14 protein-coding genes are annotated in these 21412 nt (G+C 68.0%); 5 read left to right on the top strand and 9 right to left on the bottom strand.

From position 1 onward, the window contains the following. Nucleotides 1-133 precede the first annotated feature (133 nt). Nucleotides 134-1186, top strand: coding sequence for a methyltransferase (locus CLV63_RS00070; RefSeq protein ID WP_211301074.1), 1053 nt, complete (start codon nucleotides 134-136; stop codon nucleotides 1184-1186). Between the two features lie 39 nt (nucleotides 1187-1225). On the opposite strand, the gene CLV63_RS00065 is transcribed toward CLV63_RS00070, so the two are convergent. From CLV63_RS00065 to CLV63_RS00050, 4 genes are all read right to left on the bottom strand, one after another. Then, a complete protein-coding gene (locus tag CLV63_RS00065; protein WP_106580757.1) occupies nucleotides 1226-2002 on the bottom strand; it encodes a thioesterase II family protein in 777 nt (258 codons plus the stop codon). A 239-nt stretch (nucleotides 2003-2241) separates the two neighbouring features. Continuing rightward, nucleotides 2242-5001, bottom strand: coding sequence for a helix-turn-helix transcriptional regulator (locus tag CLV63_RS00060; protein ID WP_146165490.1), 2760 nt, complete (start codon nucleotides 4999-5001; stop codon nucleotides 2242-2244). Nucleotides 5002-5888: 887 nt separating this feature from the next. Then, nucleotides 5889-7010, bottom strand: coding sequence for a DegT/DnrJ/EryC1/StrS family aminotransferase (locus CLV63_RS00055; RefSeq protein ID WP_106580755.1), 1122 nt, complete (start codon nucleotides 7008-7010; stop codon nucleotides 5889-5891). A 65-nt stretch (nucleotides 7011-7075) separates the two neighbouring features. Beyond that, nucleotides 7076-7708, bottom strand: coding sequence for a dTDP-4-dehydrorhamnose 3,5-epimerase family protein (locus CLV63_RS00050; RefSeq protein ID WP_106580754.1), 633 nt, complete (start codon nucleotides 7706-7708; stop codon nucleotides 7076-7078). A 348-nt stretch (nucleotides 7709-8056) separates the two neighbouring features. On the opposite strand from CLV63_RS00050, the gene CLV63_RS00045 reads away from it, so the two are divergent. Both CLV63_RS00045 and CLV63_RS00040 read left to right on the top strand, forming a co-directional pair. Next, nucleotides 8057-9022, top strand: a complete 966-nt coding sequence (locus CLV63_RS00045; protein WP_106580753.1) for an alpha/beta hydrolase — start codon at nucleotides 8057-8059, stop codon at nucleotides 9020-9022. An 85-nt stretch (nucleotides 9023-9107) separates the two neighbouring features. After that, nucleotides 9108-11450, top strand: a complete 2343-nt coding sequence (locus CLV63_RS00040; protein WP_106580752.1) for a penicillin acylase family protein — start codon at nucleotides 9108-9110, stop codon at nucleotides 11448-11450. 46 nt (nucleotides 11451-11496) lie between these two features. Here CLV63_RS00040 and CLV63_RS00035 read toward each other — a convergent pair whose 3' ends face one another. After that, nucleotides 11497-12468 (bottom strand): TetR/AcrR family transcriptional regulator, encoded by a 972-nt coding sequence (locus CLV63_RS00035; RefSeq protein WP_146165489.1) that lies wholly within the window; start codon nucleotides 12466-12468, stop codon nucleotides 11497-11499. Between the two features lie 233 nt (nucleotides 12469-12701). Here CLV63_RS00035 and CLV63_RS00030 point away from each other — a divergent pair, with 233 nt between their 5' ends. Continuing rightward, nucleotides 12702-14270: an MFS transporter gene (locus tag CLV63_RS00030; RefSeq protein WP_106580750.1), complete on the top strand. Its 1569-nt coding sequence runs from the start codon at nucleotides 12702-12704 to the stop codon at nucleotides 14268-14270. A gap of 387 nt (nucleotides 14271-14657) precedes the next feature. Further along, the gene (gene rfbA / locus CLV63_RS00025) at nucleotides 14658-15533 is read left to right on the top strand and encodes a glucose-1-phosphate thymidylyltransferase RfbA (RefSeq protein WP_106580749.1); all 876 of its coding nucleotides are present in this window, start codon (nucleotides 14658-14660) and stop codon (nucleotides 15531-15533) included. A gap of 95 nt (nucleotides 15534-15628) precedes the next feature. On the opposite strand, the gene CLV63_RS00020 is transcribed toward rfbA, so the two are convergent. The 4 genes from CLV63_RS00020 to CLV63_RS34925 form a co-directional block, all read right to left on the bottom strand. Further along, a complete protein-coding gene (locus CLV63_RS00020) occupies nucleotides 15629-16225 on the bottom strand; it encodes a dTDP-4-dehydrorhamnose 3,5-epimerase family protein (RefSeq protein WP_106580748.1) in 597 nt (198 codons plus the stop codon). 9 nt (nucleotides 16226-16234) lie between these two features. After that, nucleotides 16235-17227, bottom strand: coding sequence for a dTDP-glucose 4,6-dehydratase (gene rfbB, locus CLV63_RS00015; protein WP_106580747.1), 993 nt, complete (start codon nucleotides 17225-17227; stop codon nucleotides 16235-16237). 75 nt (nucleotides 17228-17302) lie between these two features. Next, nucleotides 17303-18040 (bottom strand): class I SAM-dependent methyltransferase, encoded by a 738-nt coding sequence (locus CLV63_RS00010; RefSeq protein ID WP_106580746.1) that lies wholly within the window; start codon nucleotides 18038-18040, stop codon nucleotides 17303-17305. A 374-nt stretch (nucleotides 18041-18414) separates the two neighbouring features. Beyond that, the coding region (locus CLV63_RS34925; protein WP_211301073.1) for an SDR family NAD(P)-dependent oxidoreductase at nucleotides 18415-21412 on the bottom strand (2998 nt) is incomplete at its 5' end.

Here is a 21412-nt window from a genome sequence, read left to right as displayed (position 1 = left end):
ACGAATTCCGGTCCGGATCGGACCCGATTGCCACGATAGCGGCACCGCCGCGGCAATGGTCGGCCGATCTCCGGAATGTCAGGGGTGGCGGGTGTATGGCGGTTTCCGCCATAGGCGGGATAAGGTGCGGGCCATGTCCGCGAATAACGAGAACGAGGCCGCCGAACCGCCTCCGCACCCCGCGGGGCTGATGCAGATCGCCTTCGGATTCTGGGCCTCGAAGGCCCTGTTGTCCGCCGTTGAACTCGGGGTTTTCGCCGCACTGGCCGAACGCCCGATGACAGCCGCGGAACTGCGCCTGCGCGTCGGCGTGCACCCGCGCGGCGCCGAGGACTTCTTCGACGCGCTCGTGGCACTCGACCTGCTGCGGCGCACCGACGCCCCTGATGGCAGGCGGTACGCCAACACCGCGGCCACCGATCGCTTCCTGAATCCCGCCCGGCCCGAGACCTCCATCGGCGGGCTCTTCGACATGGCCAACAGCGCCTGGTATCCGCGCTGGGGTTCCCTCACCGAGGCGCTGCGGACCGGAGCGCCGCAGACGGCGGGAGAGGACGGCGCCGACCCGTTCGACGAACTGTACGCCGATTCCGATCGGCTGCGCCGATTCCAGGACGCCATGACCGGGTTGTCGCTCGGCGGAATTCTGGACATGGCCGAGAAGTTCCCCTGGGGCCGGTATCGGACAGTGGCCGATATCGGCTGCTCCGCGGGAACGATGCTGAGTCGCGTTCTGCAACGCCACGCGCATCTCTCCGGTGTCGGTTTCGACCTTCCGGAACTCGCTCCGATATTCAAGGAAACGGCCGTTGAATTCGGAATGGTCGGCCGGATGCGGTTCTCTCCCGGCGATTTCTTCGCCGACCCGCTTCCCGGCGCCGACGTCCTGGCCTTCGGGCACGTCCTGCACGACTGGGACCTCGACACCAAGCGGATGCTGCTCGGCAAGGCCTTCGAGGCCCTCCCCGAGGGCGGGGCGGTGGTCGTCTACGAGTCGATGATCGACGACGAGCGCCGGTACAACGCCTCCGGGCTGCTCTCCAGCCTGCACATGCTGCTGGAGACCCCCGGCGGGTTCGACTACACCGGCGCCGACTGCCTGGGCTGGCTCGACGAGGCCGGGTTCGGTTCGCTCCGCGTCGAGTCCCTGGCCGGCCCCGATTCGATGGCCATCGGAGTCAAGTAGGGGCCCGGCAGCACCGGCCGCCGCCGGCACGGCGGCCGGTCAGCGCTCGGCCGGCGCGATCTCGCGCAGCCGGCGCGCCACGAGCCGGGCCACCTGGTCGACGTGCGTGGTCAGGTAGAAGTGGCCGCCGCGGAAGGTGTGCACGTCGATGCCCGCGGACGTGTGCCGCTCCCACTGCGGGGCGTCGCCGGCCGACATCCGCGGATCGTCGTCGCCCACCAGCACCGAGACCGGCGCGGCCAGCGGCGGCCCCGGCCGGTACCGGTAGGTGCCGATGGCGCGGTAGTCCGCGCGCAGGGTCGGCAGGATCAGCTGCACCAGCTCCTCGTCCTCCAGGAAGGCGGAGTCGGTGCCGTTGAGCCGCCGGACCTCGTCGAGGAGCCGGGCGTCGCCCTGGAGGTAGAGGTTCTCCGCCCGGTACTGCGACGGGGCGCGCCGGGCCGACACGAACACGGCGGCGGGCCGGGCGCCCCGCGCCTCCAGGCGCAGCGCCGCCTCGAACGCCACGATGGCGCCCATGCTGTGCCCGAACAGCACAGTGGGGCGGTCCATCCCCTCGTCCAGCACGGGCACCAGCAGGTCGGCCATGCGGTGCAGGTCGTCGACGCAGGGCTCCGAGCGCCGCTCCTGCCGCCCCGGGTACTGCACGGCGACCGCCTCGGCGGAGCCGGCCAGCGCCTTGCACAGCGGGAAGTAGAAGGAGGCCGAACCGCCGGCGTGCGGCAGGAAGACGACGCGGACCGGAGCGTCGGGGGCGGGCACGAAGGTGTGGAGCCAGCGGCGGGGATCGGTACCGGGCTCGTCGTTCACAGGCATGCGTCCTGTTCCGTGGGTAGCCGTTGCGCGAGTGGGCCCCCGCGCGTGGGCGGCCCCGAGCCAGACCTTGTCAAGCGGGCGGGTTCCGGGCAACCCCTATCTTCGCGGCGGCCGCCCCGAGCCGGGGGCCGCGGCATGGTGCCGCGGACCACGGGGGGCGACCGGCGGAGGCGGGCGGGAGCCCGCGGGGTCAGGGCGGGGGCGGTGCGCCGCGCCGGCCTGCTCGGCGGCGCCGGGCGTCAGTGGGCGGCGGCGGAGCCCTTCATGACGAGTGGCAGGTCGTTGCGCCCGTCGACGTCGAGCTTGCGGTAGATCCGGGTCAGATGCTGTTCGACCGTGCTCACCGTGATGTAGATCTTCTTGGAGATCTCCCGGTTGGTGTAGCCGAGCGCCGCCAGTGAGGCGACCCGGTACTCCGCCGGGCTCAGCGCATCCTGGGATCCGTCGTCGGGCTGGCTGTCGAGATGGCCTTCGACGGCCATGGAGACCTCCCCCTGGAGGGGGGCCGCATCGCACGACGCGGCCAGGGAAGCGGCCTGCTGGCCGACGAGCCGTGCCTTGCTCATTTCGCCCAGACCCGCGAGCGTGCAGCTCAGCTCGGTAAGCGTGTGGGCGAGCTGGAGCCGGTAGTCGGTCTCCTGGAGGAGGTCGACCGCTTCGCGCAGCAGGGCGGGGCGCCGCCGCGGCTCCTGGGTGGTGGCCAGGGCGACCAGTCCCATTGCCCGGACCCGCGGCGAATCCTCGTGGGGAAGGGAGTTGTGCTGCCTGATCAGGCGCCGAGAACGGCCGAATTCCGTCGCTTTTGCCGACAGCTGGGCGAGTTCAAGGCGCCAGGGCATGAAAGACGGATTGTCCATACCCCACTCCTGGAGTTTCTTTCCGCAGCGAAGGAGATCTCGGTTTGCCGAATGCGTGAATCCGGTCGCCGAGTAGTATCGTGCGCGCGCTCCGAGGTAGTAGATCCCGTATCGCGTGTCGAGTGATATCTCGGGGACTGGGCGTTTGACATACTGTTCCGCCAGGTCGTATTCCCCGAGTTCGGTATAGGCCTCGATCGCGCAGGCAGTGCCGAGTGCGGCGAATACACCGAGGCTCCTCAAGGGGAGTACTTCGAGCGACTTGCGCGCGTTCTCGGCCGCATTGATCAGGTCGCCCAGCCGGAGTTCGATGAACGCCTTGTAGGCGTGGTGGACGCTGCGCCATAGAGGGCTCGAACGCACCTTCGTGCTGCTGAACAGGGAGTCGAGCGACCTTATGGACGAATACAGCCGGTCGGAATGGATCTCGCTGAACAGGGCCGCTTCGATCGGGGTGATGGAGTCGATTCCGAACTCGGCGTCGGTGCGGTACCGGCCGGCGGACTTCAGTGTGGCGTCGCCGCCGTCGCCGAGCGTCATCCTCGCGTAGTCGGTGATGACCCGTGTCCGCAGGCTGAGCGGCGAGTGGCGCTCCTGGGCCTTCTCGATGTCGGCGCAGCCGACCCGCCCCGCGAACAGGCTCGGGTAGGTGCACGCGATCCAGGAGGTCGCGGCGACGTGCCAGTTGGCGCTCTCATCGTCCTCGAAGCCGGGGCGGTCGTCGCGCAGCAGGTCGTAGAGCGTCGCCGCGTCGTCGAATTTCCCGCCCCAGAGGGCGCAGGTGAGGACCCAGTAGATGTCCGCGTTCTGGAGCCGGCCCTTGTGCGCCGCTTCGGCGAGCTCTGTCAGGTGGCCGGCCGCCATCGCGGGGTTCAGCTGCCACTCGGCCTTGGCCAGGGCGAGGATGAGGGAGAGCCGGTGCTCGCTGTCCGGGCGGATCTGGACCGCGAGCCGCAGGTACTGGACCGCGGACTCCAGGTCCCAGGTGGCGAGGGCGTGCTCGGCGGCCTCGCGCAGGACGCCGAACGCCCATTCCTCGTAGGGCGCCCGGCCGTCGAGGAGGTGGCGGGCGACCGCGGAACTGGACATGCCGAAGGCGTGGAGCAGGTCGGCGGCGCGCTGGTGCAGCTGCTCCAGCACCGATGAGTCGATCTCGTCCTTGACCGCCGCCTCGGTCGCGCGGCAGCGGAACCTCGCGCCGATGAGGAGGCCGATCCGCTCCAGCCATTCCACCTGCCGGCCGACCTCGGCCTCCTTCAGTTCGAGCATCGTGGCGAGCAGTGGTATTTCGGTGTGGTCTCCGAGGACCGAGGCGGCCTGCGCGACGGCCCGTGAAATCGACGGGATGCGGTCCAGGATCAACTGGACGGATCCGGCGAACGCCTCACCCGGTGCCAGGCCCGCGATGCCGCGCCGGATGTTGTGGTGGTCTTCGACGAGCGCCTGGACGAGCAGCGGGTTGCCGCCGCTGATGCGGTGCGACTCGGCGAGTTGCTCCTCGCTGAAATCGGTGTCGATCTGGTTCCGTATCAGCGCCGACGTCTCCTCGGCGGCAATGGGGGCGAGCTGTATCCGCCGGCAGTTCGGGTGGTACATCAGGCGGCTTCTGATGTTCGCCGGCACCCCGCCGGCGTCCTCCCGCGCCGTCAGCACGAAAAGAATCCGCGAGGTGTGGATTCTGTTGATGAAATGCAGCAGGATCTCAAGGGAGAGGGAATCCGCGAAGTGGACGTCGTCGACGGTGATGAGGAGGACCTTGTCCTCGGCCTGCTCGGCCAGGGTCTCCCATAGGCCCTGGGCGAGGTCTGCTCCCTGGTTGTAGGCCGTCGGAACGAGGTAGTCCTCGGCGTTCAAGGAGAAATGGTCGAGGAGTTTGAGCCTCCGGGAGAGGTCGCTCGGCTCGATGTTGAGGGGCGAGAATATCTGGTTGGCGATCCCCAGCGACAGGAACCGCTCGCTGGAGCGGCATGCGGCCCCCAGGTAGCCGATGTCCGACTGGGACGCGTGGTTGGCGAGTCCGTGCAGAATCCTCGTCTTCCCGAATCCGTTGGGCCCCGTGATTATCGCGAAGCTGCCCCGATTCTCCTCGGCATCGGCGATAAGACGTTGAAGGCGTCCATTGATGGAGTCATCTGATGTCACCCTCGATAACTGCACGGTTGAGACTCCCTCGTTGATGCGAAAGGTCCATGTTAATGCGGCTTTCTAGCGTTTCAGCGCAGGTGTGCACTGGGGGTTGGTTTTTCCGAATCACTGGGAACCGCACTACTGCGACTGCTGAATTGACGATTTAATTTCCCGTGGAACTGTCGGATCAACGCTCTCCTTGAGTTTGGAAATATCGACTGGCGGGGGATTTTTGCCTATGCGTCGAATGTTTTTTCCAGGCACGACTGAAAAGGAGTTGGACGGATTTCTGCGGGGACGGGAATGGGCAGGCAGCATGAATTATAACTGTCGGTAATATTAGCTACCTGGTCCATGGGCAGCAAGGGGCCGATGTGCAGGCGGCCAGGGCTGGCCAGCAAGTTGCGGGGCCGGCAATTTCTGACCGATTATATGCTGTCTTGGGTCGGATCGTCACTCGCGACGTAAGAAAGTTTCAGGGAATCATGCGACGTTTGCCCACGCCTCGCGTTTCGGTCATCCCCGCGGTGGCGGCCGCGGGTATCGGGGGAGGTCAGCCGGTGTCCATTCGTCGAACGAGGCGCCGACTTCCCGTTGAAATGTCACACTATTCCTCACGGAATTCGTCACTCGACGCATTATGAGAGCCCTTGGTGCGGCGCGTTGCCGCATCCGCCGAAGACCCTCGGACGCAAAAGAATCCCCTGATAGCCGAGTCGGCGGCCGGCCCATGGGCGAAAACAGGGGAGTGTTCTACCGAAAACGTAGTCGAATGAGCACGATGAGTGGCTGAATCGTCCCGGCGAGAACCACCGGGCCGCGATCACGCCCCGATGCCCGGTACACGAAGGCGGGGACCCGCCACGCGTGGCAGATCCCCGCCGAACCGTTCGGAAGCCGAGTTACCAGGGTGCCCGCACGGCGGTCACGATCTGTTCCCGCTGGGCTTCGGTCACCCATGGCCCCACGGGCAGGCAGACCAGCCGCTCGGCCACCGCGTCCAGGCCCGGCAGAGGCGCGGTGAACTCGCTCACACACGAATGCAGGTCGTTGCGCCGGTGCACCACACTGGTCATGACCCCCGCGTCGGTCATGTGCCGGATGAAGGCCGGCCGGTCCGCCACGAGCAGCGGGTACGCCCAGTAGGACGAGACGTGGTCAGGGGAGCGGTCGGTGAGTTCCACCCGCTCCAGGCCGCTCAGTTCCCGGTCGTAGAACGCCGCGTTGGCCCGGCACGCGGCGACTGCGGCGTCGGCCTCGTCGAGGTTCGCGAGGCCCATCGCGGCGTTGATGTCGGTCAGGTGGAACTTGAAGCCCCACTCGGCGACGTCCGGCGGCTTCGCCAGGCGGGCCTCCCGTTCGATCCCGAACCAGCGCAGCAACCGGGCGCGCTGGAGCAGGGCGTCGTCCGGCAGCACGAGCGCGCCCCCGTCGCCGCACACCAGGTGCTTGACGGCCTGGAAGCTGAAAACGGCGATGTTCCCGCGGGTGCCGACCGGCGTGCCGCGGTAGGTCGCGCCCCAGGCGTGCGCGCAGTCCTCGATCACGACCGGCCGGAATCCGTGCGACGCCTCGGCGTCGTCCAGGACCTTGTCCAGGCGCTCGTAGTCGATGGGGTAGCCGAAGAGGTGGACGACCACGATCGCCCGGGTCTTGGGCCCGATCTTGCGGGCGAGGTCGTCCAGGTCCATGTTGAGCGTGCCGGGGTCGGTGTCGACCCACCTGATCCGCAGCCGGTTGGCCAGAATCGTCCAGTTGGTGGCCTCCATGGTCAGCGGAGTCGTCAGCACCTCGGCGTCCGGGTCGGGACCGCGGCCGTCGGCGGTGTCGACCATGTGCAGTGCCAGGTGCAGCCCGGACGTCGCACTGTTGACGGTGGCCACCCGGTGGCTGCCGAGGCGCTCGGCCAACCGCTCCTCGAACTCCACCACCTTGGGGCCCTGCCCGATCTGCCCGCTGGCGAGAACCTCGGCGACAGCGGCGGGGGCCTGCTCCGACATATTGACCTTGAACAGTGGGATCACAACGCGGCTCCTCTTCGGGCGGGGTATGCGGCGAGTCCTGCTTCTTCCTTCGGGTGCGGCGGGCGTCAGGACCGGACGGCGGAGGTGCGGTCCCCGCCGAGCTCGGCGTAACGCGCCCGGCAGTCGGCGTAGGACGGCAGGAGTTCCAGCTCCGCCGCCTCCTTCAGGGTCGGCGCGGTCCGGTCCTGGTCCGAGAGGACGAAGTCGTCGCCCGGCCAGGGAAGGTCGAGATCGCCGTCCATCGGGTTGATGATCACCGTGTCGTTCGGCTCGTAGAGGCTGGTGCACATGTACCAGACGGTGGCGTCGTCGGTGATCGAGGTGAATCCCGCGGCGAGACCCTCCGACACGAAGAGGGCGAACCTGTTCTCCGCGCTCAGCTCCACCGAGGTGTACCGGCCGAAGGTGGGCGACCCGACGCGCGTGTCCACAACGATGTGCTGGATCGCCCCGTGCGCGCAGTTGAAATACCTCCCCTGCCCGGGGAGGCTGACCACGTGCAGCCCGCGGATCACCCCGCGCCGGGTGAGCGAGGTATTCACCTGGGCGATCTCAAGGGGACGCCCGGTGGCCGCCTTGAACTCCGGTTGAGTGAAAGGCACCAGGAACATGCCGCGGTCATCGGGGAACAGGCGCGGTTTCAACAGGTACGTTCCCGAGACCGCCAGCTCCTCGATCTCAGAGATCTGCTGAGGCATTCGATTACTCCCATTCTCATGCGATCTGATGTGTGCCGGGTCGGTGCGCCGGCCGAGTCGGGCCGGTATTGCGCTGAGAATTGCAGTCGGGTTCAATTCGCTGGACTATATTGCAGAATCGAAGACGGTCGCCCCGTCTCGAAAGGGAATTGAGTCGGACGCAGGTGCAGGTCGGTTCGCCGCGGAGCCGTTCCTCTTGTGGGTGTTGCTCTGGAGGACAGTACGGTGCACATTAGTGGTGGGGCCAGGCGCCGGTGAGAATTAGGGGGCCGGGCGGTGGATTGAGGGGTCGACTTGGGGTCGGCTAGCGGATATGTTTTTGCATGGTCCGTGGGATAGGTTTTCGCAATGCGCTACAATATCGATCCCGAATTGATTCCCGTGCTGGACTGGATTCCAGACTTCGACATATCTGAGATCGTCGAGGGAACGCTGCAAATCGACCCCGACCAGCAGCAGCAGATCTTGGCGGGACTGCCCCGGTACGAGCCGGAGAACCCCGTCGACATATCCGAGCGGGAGATCCAGGGGCCGCAGGGCGCCCCCGCGGTCCGCGTCCGGGTCTATTCGCGGTCGGGCGCCGACCTCGGGGCGCCCGCGATCGTGTACATGCACGGCGGTGCGTTCGTCTCCGGCGAGCTGGAGGCGTTCGACGCGCGGTGCACCGAGTTCGCCGACCGGATCGGCGCCCTGGTCGTCTCCGTCGACTACCGGCTGTCGCCGGCGAGCCCGTTCCCCGACGCCCTGGAGGACGTCTACGCGGTGCTCCAGTGGGTGGCGGCCAATGCCGAGGAACTCGCCGTCGACCCCGACCGGATCGCGGTGGCCGGCGACAGCGCCGGCGGGAACCTGGCGGCGTCCGCCGCACTGGCCGCGCGCGACCGCGGCGGCCCGAGGGTGCGGTTCCAATTCCTCGACGCCCCGGTCCTCGACGACCGGATGACGACACCGTCGATGACGCAGTACTCCGATACGCCCGGATGGAACTCCCGGAACAACGCGAGGATGTGGACGTACTACCTCGGCGCAACGGCGGAGCCGGGATCCGACGCCGTCTCACCGCATGCCGCCCCCGCGCGCGCGAGCGACCTCTCCGGCCTCCCGCCGGCCGGGGTCATCGTCGGCGAGTTCGACCCGCTCCGCGACGAGACCATCCGCTACGCCCAGCGCCTCGCCCAGGCGGGGGTCCCCACGGACCTGCGGCTGTACAGCGGGGTCTTCCACGGCGCCATGCTCCTGGCCGACGCCGCCGTCTGCCGGAGGATGCGCGAGGACGTCGTCGCCATGCTCCAGTGGGGGCTGCGCCCGAAGTAGGCCGTTCCGGCCGGGGCGCCCGCCAGGTGCCGGGCGCCCCGGCCGCCATCATCGATGCCCGAAGCCACGACCTGAGGTGACCGGAATGCGACGCAGGTTGAAGACCGTCTCAGCGGTGGCGGCAGGCATTGCGCTGCTGCTCCCGACCATGGCGGCGCCCGCCGCAGGGACGCAGGCGCGCCCCGAGGTCATCCCCCTGAAAGGGCTGGCGGAGTCGGCACGGATCGTCGTCGACGACTGGGGTGTCCCCCACATATACGCGCAGAGCAAGCGCGACGCCTTCTTCGCGCAGGGCATGAACGCGGCCCGCGACCGCCTCTTCCAGATCGACCTCCAGCGCAAGCGCGGCCTCGGCCTCCTCTCCGAGTCCTTCGGTCCCGACTTCGTCGAACAGGACCGCGCGAACCGGCTGTTCCTGTACCGCGGAGACATGGCGGCGGAATGGGCGAGCTACGGGCCGGGCGCCCGCGACCACGCCGAGCGCTTCACATCGGGGATCAACGCCTACATCGACTGGCTCGAAGACCACCCCGAGCGGCTCCCCCCGGAGTTCGAGAAGTTCGACTACCTGCCCTCCCGGTGGAAGCCCGAGGACGTCGTCCGCATCAGGAGCAACAGCATCAGCCTCAACGTCGAGACCGAGGTGGCGCGCTCGTTCGCTGCGTGCCGCGGTGACGTCGGCGGTTTCGACAAGGTGCTCGCCCTCCAGCCCGAGCACGCGAGCTCGGTGCCCGACGGACTGGATCCCTGCGCCGTTCCGGACGACGTGCTCGCCGACTACCACCTCGCCACCGCGGGGGTCGACCTGTCGGGCCCGAAACCGGCCGCCGAGCCGCGTCCGGATCCCGCTGCCGGGGGCAGCAACAGCTGGGTCATCGCCCCGGAGCGGACGGCCACGGGCCGCCCGATCCTCGCCGGCGACCCCCACCGGGCGGTGACCGCTCCCTCGCTGCGCTACATGGCGCACCTTTCGGCCCCCGGCATGGACGTCATCGGGGCCGGCGAGCCGTCCCTCCCCGGGGTCTCCATGGGACACAACGGGACCTCGGCGTTCGGGATCACCATCTTCGCCGCCGACCAGAAGGACCTGTACGTCTACGAGATGCACCCCGACGACCCGAACCGGTACCGGTACGGCGACGGCTGGGAGGAGGTCACGACGGTCTCCGAGAAGATCCCCGTCGCGGGCGGCGGGACCAGGAAGGTGGACCTCCGGTTCACCCGGCACGGCCCGATCATCGCAACGGACGGGGACATGGCCTTCGCGGTCCGCAGCACCTGGTCCGAGCCTGGGACCGCCGCGTACTTCGGCGGCCTGGAACTCATGGAGGCCACCGACTTCGGGGAGTTCCGCGACGCGGTCAGTGGGTGGGGCGGCCCTCCGCTGAACTTCAGCTACGCCGACACCGGCGGCGACATCGGCTGGGTGGCCGGCGCGGTGGTGCCCGACCGGAAGGGCTACGACGGGCTGATGCCCGTGCCGGGCGACGGCGGCTACGAGTGGGACGGCACCCTCGACGGCGGAGAACTGCCGTCGGTCCGCAACCCCGACCAGGGCTTCTTCGCCACCGCCAACGAGTTCAACCTGCCGGAGGGCTACCCCGAGGACGTGGGCTTCGAATGGCCGTCCGACTACCGCCAAGAGCGCATCACCGACAAGCTCGCCGCGGACGGCTCGGCGACGATCGCCGACTCCGTGGCCTTGCAGTACGACGAGTTGAGCCTGAGCGCCGTGCAGCTGAAGCCCCTCCTCGACGGGCTCGAAGGGAAGGGCGACACCGCCGAGGCGCTGGAACTCCTCGCGGACTGGGACTCCCGGGTGTCCGCCGACTCCGCCGGAGCGGCCCTCTACGAGACATGGCTGATGCGCCACCTCGGCCCGGCCTACTACCGCGAGGCCGCGCCCTCCCTGGCGTCCTTGGTCCCCTCCACGCTGCACACGAAGACGGTGGTGGCGGCCATGGAGGCACCGGAATCATGGGCGGGCCGAAACCCCGAGGCGACCAGGGACCGCATCCTCACCGAGTCGCTCGCCGCCGCGTACAAGGACGTCGCGGAGCGGCTCGGCCCCGACCCGGCGCAATGGCGCTGGGGCGATCTGCACAAGGGCGAGTTCAGACATGCCGCGTACGGGTCGGTGGAGTCGTTCTCGGCGGGCGGGTCCGGCGATACCGTCCACGCCTCCAACTACAACCCCGCCGACTTCACCCAAGGGTCCGCCGCGTCGTTCATGATGGCGCTCGATGTGGGCGACTGGGACGCGTCGCGGGCCATGAACGCCCCGGGGCAGTCCGGCGACCCCCGCAGCCCGTTCTACCGCGACCAGGTCGGCCCCTGGCAGGAGGGCGAGTTCTTCCCCCTCCTCTACTCGCGTTCGGAGGTCATGCGCAACGCGGACCACGTGCTGCTGCTGCGTCCGCGCGACTGAGCCCCGACCGCCGCCCGCCCCGGGGCGGGCGGCGGCCGGGGCGGCGCTACGCCTCGGCCGGGCCGCGGCCGACCTTCTCACCCGCGCCGAGGTCGGTGGGCCCCGTGTCGGAGGGCGGCAGCAGGCCGTCGCGCTCGAAGGTCAGGCTGAGGCCGTCGAGGTAGTTGTACAGGCAGTTGGTGAACACCTCGTGCAGGTCACCGGCGGAGTCCTGGTGCCCGCGGAGCATCGACAGGCGGGGGTAGCGCTCGGCCCCGATGGCGTTGAGGGCCGCGGGCGCGGTGACGGTCCGCCAGTTGGTCGACGCGGTGTGGTTGTGCCGCTCGGTCCGCAGCTCGCTGAGCTTGAGCAGGGACATGCCCTGGACCAGTCCGCTGAGGCTGAGCGAGATGAGGTGGGCCGTGACCGGGTCGACGCCGAGCGGGTCGAGCGCCGACATGGTGCGCTCGAAGTGGTCGAGCAGGTTGGGCACCAGCGGCGGTTGCACGGTCGCGATGACCTGGAGCACCCAGGGGTGCCGGGAGTGGAGCTCCCACTCCCACCGGGCCATCATCGCCAGGTCGGCCTTCCACTCGCCCGTGGGCTGGGGGAGCTCGGCGTCGTTGAACACGGCGTCGACCATCAGGTCGACCAGCTCGTCCCTGCCGGTGATGTAGTGGTACAGGGACATGGGGCCGACGCCCAGCACGTTGGCGACGTGCCGCATGGACATCGTCTCCAGGCTTTCGTTGTCGGCGATCTGGATGGCCGTGCGGATGATCTGCGCCAGCGAGAGTCCGGTGTTGGACCGTTCCGCGGGGGTCGACGACCCCCCGTTCTTGGCGGCTTCGCTGCGGCGGGCCGGGCCGCCGTCGGCCTCGTGGGACGCCGACCGGTCGCCGCGTTCGGCCAGGCGCGACCGGTACGCGCGGGCCTGGCAGGACCGCGAGCAGTACCGAGGCTTGCGTCCACGGGCCGGGACGTGGAGCGGGTTGCCGCACTGCATGCACCTACGCATGGCCTCACCGAGTTTCGTCACGTTGACAGGCTGTCATTCTAGCGCCCCGACCGCGTGATGTAAATTGCCATTTCGATCGTGACGAAATTAGGTTTCGTCAGAAACTTTCCAGTTTTCCTGGTGATTTTCAATGATGTGAGCTGCATGTATACAATATAACCTTCGAGGAAAAGGAATCTCAATTGTTTCTGGTAGGAAATGACCGTACTATGTATGTGGAATATTGATACAGCTTACTGGAGTGGAGTTCGAGGATGGCTGTGCCCAGTCCCGGTACCAAGGCCGGGTTGAAGGAGTGGGTCGGGCTGGCCGTGCTGACCCTGCCCGTCCTGATCATCTCGATGACGATGACAGTGCTGTTCTTCGCGCTGCCGGCGCTGACCGCCGAGCTGTCGCCGACCAGCGCACAGCAGCTGTGGATCGTCGACACCTACCTGTTCATGCTGGCCGCCCTGCTGATCCCCATGGGCAACCTCGGCGACCGCATCGGCCGGCGCCGCCTGCTGCTGCTGGGCTCCCTGGCGTTCGGCGCCACCTCGGCGATCGCCGCCTACGCGCCCACCCCGGAGATGCTCATCGCGGCGCGCGCCGTGCAGGGCGTGGGGGCCGCGACCCTGATGCCGCCCACCCTCGCGCTGATCCGCAACATGTTCCACAACGACCGGCAGCGGCAGGCCGCGATCGCCGTGTGGGCCGCGGCGTTCGCGGTCGGCAGCGTCGTGGGGCCCATCGTCGGCGGGTGGATGCTGGAGACGTTCGTCTGGTGGGGCTCGGTCTTCCTGATGAACGTCCCGGTCATGGCCCTGCTGCTGATCGTGGGACCGCTGCTCCTCCCCGAGTACCGCGACCCCAAGCCGGGCAGGTTCGACATCGTCAGCGCCGTGCTCGTCCTCTTGGCGGTCCTCCCGCTGATCTACGCACTCAAGCGGTTCGCCGAGGAGGAGTACGGCCTCATGGTCTGGGGCGTCGCCGCCGTGGGCATCGTGTTCCTGGTGGTGTTCATCTACCGCCAGCGGGTCCTGCGCGACCCGATGCTCGACCTCGCCCTCTTCCGGAGCAGGTCGTTCACCATGGCGATCATCGGGGTGACCCTCGCCATCTTCGCGCTCGTCGGCATGTTCTACTACATCACCCAGTACCTGATCCTCGTCCTGGACATGCGGCCCCTGGTGGCAGGGGTGCTCACACTGCCGGCGGCGCTGACCGCCGTGGCGGGATCCGTACTGGGAGCGGGCATCACCCGCTGGGTGAAGCCGGGCATCATGATCGGGCTCGGCATGATCGCCATGGCCGGCGGGTTCGCGCTCATCACCCAACTGACCCCGACCCTGAGCATTCCGCTCCTGGTCGGAGGGTTGATGCTGCTCGGCTGGGGCGTCGGGTCCGTCCAGGCGCTCGCCTCGGACATGATCGTGGCCTCCGCGCCCAAGGAGAAGGCCGGGGCGGCGTCGGGCCTGCTGGAGTCCGCGACCGAGTTCGGGGCGGCCATCGGCACGGCCGTCCTGGGGGCGATCGGCGCGGCCGTCTACCGCAACTCGATCACCGACACCCTTCCCGGAGGACTGCCCGAGAACGTCGTGGCGGCCGCGCACGAGACCCTCGGAGCGGCCCGGCACGCAGCGGACGAGCTGCCCGAAGAGATCGGCAACGCCCTCATCTCAAGCGCCACCGGCGCCTACATCGACGGCATGCAGGCGGCCGCCGTCACCGGCACGGTCCTCATGACCGCGATGGGCCTCGTCATGATCGCGACACTGCGCCGGGCGCCCACGAGCGAACCCGCCGAGCCGCCGAGCTCCGCCCTGGAACCGAGCGGCAGGTAGGAACCGGTACTCCGAGGCCGGGCCGCGCGGGCGGCCCGGCTCACCCCGCCCGCTCACCGCGGCGCAACCGAAGACCCGTCCGACCCGGCCATGCCCCCTCCGGCCGCAGCCTCCGTCCTGGGCCAGTGACCGTGGGCGCCCGGCCGGGTCGGACGTCGGCGCCCGCCCCTCCCGGGGTCGCCGCCCACCGAGGCGAACGCGCCCGAGAGCACCGCGATGCAGGGGCGCGCAAGGGGTATAAAAGGGGCGCAAATTCACCAGTCGCATGGAACGTTGTCAATGTAAACCGACCGAAGAGCTGAAGTCCCTCCGGCCCCCGAGTATTGAATCGCAAATAACGGAGGACGACCGGCCGATGTAAGTGACACGCGAAACTGGTGAATTTCTATGAAGGGAATCATCCTCGCTGGCGGGAAGGGGACGCGCCTGGCCCCGGTGACGTTTGCTGTTTCCAAGCAGTTGCTCCCGGTCAGCGACAAGCCCTTGATCTACTATCCCCTCAGTGTCCTCATGCTTGCGGAGATCAAGGACATCCTGATCATTTCCATGTCGCAGGACATCCCGCATATCCGCCGGCTCCTCGGCGACGGTTCCCACCTCGGGCTGCGGATCACCTACGCCGAGCAGGACGAGGCCAACGGAATAGCCGAAGCGTTCATCATCGGCGCCGAACACATCGGAAACGACTCGGTGGCGCTGGTCCTCGGCGACAACGTATTCCACGGGCACTCCTTCCAGAAGATCCTCCACGAATCAGTGGACGACATCGAAGGGTGCGTGCTGTTCAGCTATCCGGTCCGCGACCCCGAGCGGTACGGGATCGGCGAGGTCGACGACAGCGGAAACCTCGTCAAGATCGTCGAGAAGCCGGTCGACCCGGTCACCAACCGCGCGATCGTCGGGCTCTACCTCTATGACAACGCCGTCGTGGACATCGCCAAGAACCTGCGCCCCTCGGAGCGCGGCGAACTGGAGATCACCGACATCAACCAGGTCTACATCGAGCGCGGCCAGGCGCGCCTGGTCGACTTCGGCCGCGGGTTCGCCTGGTTCGACGCGGGGACTCCCGACGCGCTGTTCGAAGCCTCCCAGTACATCCAGGTGATCGAACGCCGCCAGGGGGTCCGGGTGGCGTGCCTGGAGGAGATCGCCCTCCGGCGGGGGTTCATCAGCCTGGAGGACTGCCTGCGCAACAGCGAACCGATGCGAGGGTCGGCCTACGGCCAGTACGTCCTCTCACTCGGCGAGGGGTCCCCGATGTGACCCCCGTGGCAACGGCCGGGGGCCGGCGCGCATCGACTCGATGCGCGCCGGCCCCCGGCCGTTGCGGCGCCGCGCGGCCATGATCCGCGCAGCGCTCAGGGGGTGCGGGCCCCCGGAATGCAGTCCTCGTAGCGGGGGAAGTAGCCCCGCTGCTCGGCCTCGGCGAACGTCACCGCAGCGGAGTCGCGCGCCGACAGCACCGGTGGGAGGCCCTTCGGCCACGGCAGTTCGAGCGTGGGGTCCAGCGGGTGGATCGCGTGCTCCAACGCCGGGTCGAACGTGGCGTTGGACATGAGGTAGGTGACGATCGTGTCGTCCTCCACCGCGAAGTACGCGTGCGCCACCCCCTTGGGTACGTAGACCGCGTTGTAGGTGTCGGGGCTCAGGTCGACGGCGTCCCAGACCCCGAAGGTGGGCGAGCCCAGCCTGACGTCCAGCACGACGTCGAGTACCCGCCCCTGCGGGCAGTAGACGAACTTCGTCTGGCCCGGGGGAGTCGCGGTGAAGTGCAGGCCGCGGATGACCCCCGCGGCGGAGGAACTATGGCCGGCCTGCTCGAATGACGGAGCCTCGCCGATGGTCTCCTCGACCAACGGGGCTTTGAACGTCGCCACGAATAGCCCGCGGTGGTCTTCGTGGACGTCCGGGGTGAACTCGAATGTGCCCTCGACTGCAAGTTCTTGGATTTTCATAGATCGCAATCATTTGGAAGCGGTTTGGTTTCGGCGTTTGGACTCGCTCCACCATTCACCATTGTTCTTGTACCATTGAGCGGTCTGCGCCAGGCCTTCGGGAAGCGACACCTTCGGCGTGTAGCCCAGCTCCAACGAGATCTTCGTCGAGTCGACGGAGTAGCGGAAATCATGGCCTTTGCGGTCCTGGACCCGCCGCACCTTGGTCCAATCGGCGCCCATGAGGCCGATGATCATTTCGGTGAGCTCCCGGTTGCTCACCTCGGTGCCACCGCCGATGTTGTACACCTCGCCTGACCTTCCCGAGGCCGCGACCATCGCCAAGGCGTCACAATGATCGGACACGTACAGCCAGTTGCGCACATTCGATCCGTCGCCATAGAGGGGTACCTGCTCGCCCTCCATGAGGTTCGTCAGGAAAAGGGGGATCAACTTCTCAGGGTTCTGGTAGGGGCCGTAGTTGTTCGTGCACCGCGTCACGCACACATCGAGCCCGTGCGTCTTGTAATAGGAAAGGGCCAGGAGGTCGGCGCCCGCCTTGGACGCCGAATACGCCGACGACGGATCCAACTGGTCGGACTCGCGGAACGCCCCGGTCCTCGTCGACCCGTACACCTCGTCGGTCGACACGTTCACGAAACGCCCGACCCCGCAGTGCAACGCGGCGTCCAGGAGCACCCGCGTTCCGACGAGGTTCGTCCGGACGAACTCCTCGGCTGACAGGATGGCGCGGTCCACATGGGATTCCGCGGCGAAATGAACGACGAGGTCGACGCCTGCCATGGCGTCGCGGACGCCGTCCTCGTCGCAAATGTCTCCGCGGATGAAGCGAAAATGATCCCCCTGGTCGATCTCACGTAGGTTCGACAGGCTTCCCGCATACGTCAAGCAGTCGAGGACCGTGACATGGGCGCCGCTGAACGCAGGATAGAAGCCATGGACAACTCGACTTGCGAAGTTCGATCCGATGAAACCGGCTCCACCGGTGATGAGGATCCTCACGCCAATCCTTTATTCAAAAGGTCTGTGGTCTGATAGGACCTAGGTTAGGCCCTAGGTCACGCAGCCGCGGACTCCCTATTTCCGGCAGGCGAAGGCGACGTGGAACTCGGTCGCCTCGACCGCGAGCACCTCGCTGAAGATCTTGCTCAGCATGGGCTTGATCTCGTGGGAATACATGAACTGCGTGCGGTAGGAAGCCCACCGGACCCGCCCGCCCGTCGCCTTCATCACCATGGCGTTCAGAAGGAAGAGGGAAGACCTCATGAAGTGCGGGATCTTTCCATGGCTGGAGCGCTGGAAATCATGGTAATTGTCCATGGTCCAAAGGTTGCCGATCAGGACCCCGCCGTCGTCCACGAAGCTCCTGAGCCGCCGGAGGACGCTTTCCACCTCGCCAATGTGGTGGATGGCGTCGACGCACATGACCATCTGCGCGGTTCCGACCCCGTCGATGTTCCAGAAGTCGCCTTGCCGCAGGACAAGCCCGTTGTGGGAAACCCTCGCCCTGGCCTGGTCGAGGGCATGCTCCGAAATGTCGATCGCCAGGATCTCGGTAGCGGAGGTCGACTTCGCCGCCATTGCGGTGAACTCACCGGTTCCGCACGCGAACTCCACAACCCTCTCGGCGTCGCCGGCGTGCTCCTTGATGTAACTTCCCAGAATCCCCTTCTGGCGGCGAAGGTCATCGCCGAGCCTGGGCCGCCGCTCTACCTCATCGCGGTCCCAAAACCTCGCTGACCAGTAGTCTCGGCCTTCCGGAGCATAGCCGTCGACCAACTTGCGCCCGGTTTTCACAAGCATCTCGGAAATCATGTGCGATCCTTTGGTCAGCAGGAGCTAAAGCACTACCACCTTGCCATTGAGCAGTCGACATTTTTTACCCGTATTCGCCCCCTATAAGGCTGCACTATGCAGGGTTGTCGATCGGTCGGTCGCAGAAATGGGGAGGAGGTGGAAGCCGGGCGGCCGGGAATTCGCGTAGGGAATACGGACGGCGCCGCACCCCCGACAAGGTCGGGGGTGCGGCGCCTGGGCCAAGTCACTGCGGGCGGGGTGGACTGTGCTCGGCGGCGGCGGCGGCGGCGGCGGCGACCGGGGCCGGGGACCGGGAGCGGGGACCTGGGGCCGGGGGCGGGGCGGGGGCGGGGGCCGCGGCACGTTCGTCCGGGTCACCAGGGACGATCCTGCTAGTCGGTCGCCCCCAGTTCGCCGTCAAGGATGTCGAAGAGCTCGTCCGCTGAGGCGTCGTCCAAGTCCTTATTGTCCGGCCGCCCGGAATCCGGGCCGTGATCACCGGCCAGCCGCGCGACAAGGGATTTCAGACGGACGGTGATTCGATCGCTGTCGGCCGGGCTGAGTTCCATGTCCGCAGCCATTTCCTCGATTCGGGAAATCTCGCCTTCCAACGCTTCTGCCGACGACGGGCCATCGAGTTGCAATTCCGACTTGATTAGCACCGCGACTGCTTGAGGGGTCGGGTGATCGAATATGAGTGTCGCAGGCAGGCGGATTCCGGTGGCGTGACCGAGTCGGTTGCGGAGTTCGATGGCGGTGAGGGAGTCGAATCCGAGTTCGGTGAAGGGGTGGTCGGGGGTGATGGTGTGGGGGGTTTCGTGGCCGAGGACGGTGGCGGCGTGGGTGCGGATGAGGGTGGTGAGGGTGTGGATTTGTTGGGTGGGGGGTTGGTGGGTGAGGTGGTGGTGGAGGGTGTCGGGGGTGGTGGGTTCGGGGGTGGTGGGGGGTGGGGTTCCGGTGGGGGTGCCGGTTGGGGGGGTGGTGGGTGTGGGGGTGAGGTCGGTGAGCAGGGGTGGGGTGGGTGTTGTGGTGGTGGGGGTGGTGGTGGGGAGGGGGTATTGGGTGGGGGGGGGGGGGGTGAGGGCGTGGGTGAGGAGGTGGTTGCCGTGGGTGGTGGTGATGGGGGTGTGGCCGGTGCGGGTGATGCGGGTGAGGTCGGTGGGGGTGAGGGTGGCGCTCATGCCGTGGGTGTGGGGGTGCCAGGGTCCCCAGGCGAGGGTGTGGGCGGGGTGGCCGTGGTGGTGGCGGTAGTGGGCGAGGGTGTCGAGGTAGGTGTTGGCGGCGGCGTAGTTGGCTTGGCCGGCGTTGTGGAGGGTGCCGGCGATGGAGGAGTAGCACACGAAGTGGGCGAGGTCGTGGTGGCGGGTGAGGGTGTGGAGGTGGTGGGCGGCGTGGGCTTTGGGGGCGAGGGCCGCGGCCAGGGTGTCGGGGTTCTGGTGGGGCAGGGTGGCGTCGTGGAGCACTCCTGCGGTGTGGAACACGGCGGTGAGGGGGTGCTCGGCCGGGATGCCTGCGAGGAGGTGGGCGGTGGCGGCGTGGTCGGTGTGGTCGCACGCGGTGACGGTGGCCTGGGCGCCGAGTGCGGTGAGTTCGTCGCGGAGGTGGTCGGCGCCGGGGGTGTGGGGTCCGCGGCGTGAGGTGAGGAGGAGGTGGGGGTGGCCGGTGCGGGCGAGGTGGCGGGCGAGGGTGGCGCCGAGTCCGCCGGTTCCGCCGGTGATGAGGATGGTGCCGTGGGGGTTGAGGGGTGGGGGGGTGGTGAGCACGATCTTGCCGGTGTGGCGGGCTTGGGCCATGTGGCGGAAGGCGTGGCGGGCGTGGCGGATGTCGAAGCACCGGATGGGGGGAAGGGTCAGGGCGCCTGTTTCCAGGCGGGTGGTGATGGTGTCGAAGAGGGTGTTGAGGTGGTCGGGTCCGGCGTCCATGAGGTCGAACGCCTGATAGGCGATACCGGGGTGGGTTCGGGTGAGTTCGCCGGTGTCGCGGATGTCGGTTTTTCCCATTTCGAGGAACCGCCCGCCCGGAGCGAGGAGGTTCAGGGAGGCGTCGGTGTGCTCTCCGGCCAGGGAGTTGAGCACGAGGGTGGGCGGGGTGGGGGCGAAGGCGGTGGCGTAGTCCAGGGTGCGCGAGGACGCGATGTGATCGTCGTCCAGGCCCAGGGCGCGCAGGGTGTCCCACTTGCTCGGGGAGGCGGTGGCGAAGACCTCGGCGCCGTGCAGGCGGGCGATCTGGATCGCGGCCATGCCCACCCCGCCCGCGCCGGAGTGGATCAGCACCCGGTCCCCGGCGGTGATGTGGCCGAGATCGACCAGGCCGTACCAGGCGGTGAGGAAGACGAGGGGGAACGCGGCGGCTTGGGCGAAGGTCAACCCGTCCGGGATGGGGGCCAGCAATCGGTGGTCGGTGTCGAGCACCGGTGCGAAGGCGCCTTCGGTGATGCCGAAGACCCGGTCCCCGGGGGCGAAGCCCTCCACCCCCGGGCCGATGGCTTCCACGATTCCGGCGAACTCCCCGCCGATGGGGTCCTCATGTCCCGGAATCATCCCCAGGACCACGACCACATCGCGGAAGTTCAGCCCGGCCGCGCGGGTCCGCACCCGCACCTGCCCCGGCCCGGGTTGGGGGGCGAGGTCGGGTTGGGGAACGAGGTCGAGGTTGTCGATGGTGCCCGGAGTGGTCGCGTCCAAGCGCCAGTGCCCGTGGGGGAAGGCGAGGTCGTCGGTTGCGGCGCTGGCGCGGCGCAACCGGGGAACACGCAGCTGATCCGCGCGGACCGCGATCTCGGACTGGTCATGCTGGCCTAGCGCGGTGGCAAGAGCGGTGGCACTCGTGGCGGGGTCGGTGTCGGTGAGGGTGAAGCGGTCGGGGTATTCGGTTTGGGCGGTGCGGATGAGGCCCCAGGCGGCTGCGGCGGCGGGGTCGGGCGGCCGGGTGTCTTCGCCGGTGGTGATGGCGTTGCGGGTGACGATGGCCAGGCGCCCGGGGTGGGGTTGGGCGGCCCACCACTGCACGGTTTCCAGCAGATCGGCGAGTGACTGATCCAGTGCGTCCGTGCTGGCATCGAGTGCCTGATCCGGGGACCACCCCAGGCCAGAGGCGGCAGCCGATCCTTCCGAAGCGGCGGTCGAGTCCGATCCTTGGTCCGAGTGCGTCGGGCCGGTGCTGTCCGCGGTTTCGCTGTCCTCCTCCCGGTCGGGCTTGGGGCTCCAGGGGAGGATGAGGAGGTCGGGTGGGGGTTCGGGCAGCTCGTCGCGGTGGGTGATGGTCGTCGGGGTGGTGCGGGTGGCCAGGGCGTGGGCGGTGCCGTGGTCGTGGGGTCCGGTCAGCAGCAGGCACACCGAACCACTGTTCTCGGGTTGCCCGTCCGCGCCGAGAGTCGGGTCCCCGCCCGCG

The sequence above is a fragment of the Murinocardiopsis flavida genome (genome assembly GCF_003014485.1).
Classification (GTDB): Bacteria; Actinomycetota; Actinomycetes; order Streptosporangiales; family Streptosporangiaceae; genus Murinocardiopsis; species Murinocardiopsis flavida.
The sequence above is the reverse complement of the archived record's forward strand: the minus strand, read 5'-3'. Positions and strand labels throughout refer to the sequence as shown.